At 33.8% G+C, this 548-nt stretch carries 2 pseudogenes; both read right to left on the reverse strand.

Annotated features, from left to right (window positions below):
* A pseudogene (locus IDG60_RS27150) lies at positions 1-355 on the reverse strand (hypothetical protein); the annotation flags it as partial.
* A 59-nt stretch (positions 356-414) separates the two neighbouring features.
* Positions 415-548 (reverse strand): annotated as a pseudogene (locus IDG60_RS27155) (glycerate kinase); the annotation flags it as partial.

The raw sequence follows: 548 nt of genomic DNA on the forward strand, positions 1-548 counted from the left end.
TTTGGCCGTCTTGATTTTCAACTTGTTTTTTATAATTTTGAGAGACTTTAGGGTCATTACTAACTTTATCGCTATCATTGTTAAGTAAGGCGCGTGTGACAAAAATAGCGACAATAATTAAGAGAATGGCAATAATGATATATAACCATTTTTTTGAACGGCGGGATTTCTCGTTTTCTTCTTCAAGAATTTGTTCTCTTCGATAATCTCTACCATTATAGTATCGTTCCGGGTGTTCTTCAGGATCGCCTTTAGCATATTGTTGTCTATACGATGCGTCTTCAGATTGACGACGATGATTTTGGTTTTGATTGTCGTATTGATATGAATCACGGTATTTATCAGTTCTTTTCATGGGTTTCACCTCATTCAAGTTTTAACTGCAAATAATAAAGCTGATGATTTACTTTGACATTATTGTAATTTCAGAATACGAGCAATGTCAGTTGCAGTGTTTAATAAATTTTGTTCGCTATTTTGTAGGACATCTTCTAAAGTGCTAGGTGAAGAGATTATAGAATAGGCACTATCAATACCGAAATCGTAAA

The sequence above is a fragment of the Staphylococcus sp. EG-SA-2 genome (genome assembly GCF_017152085.1).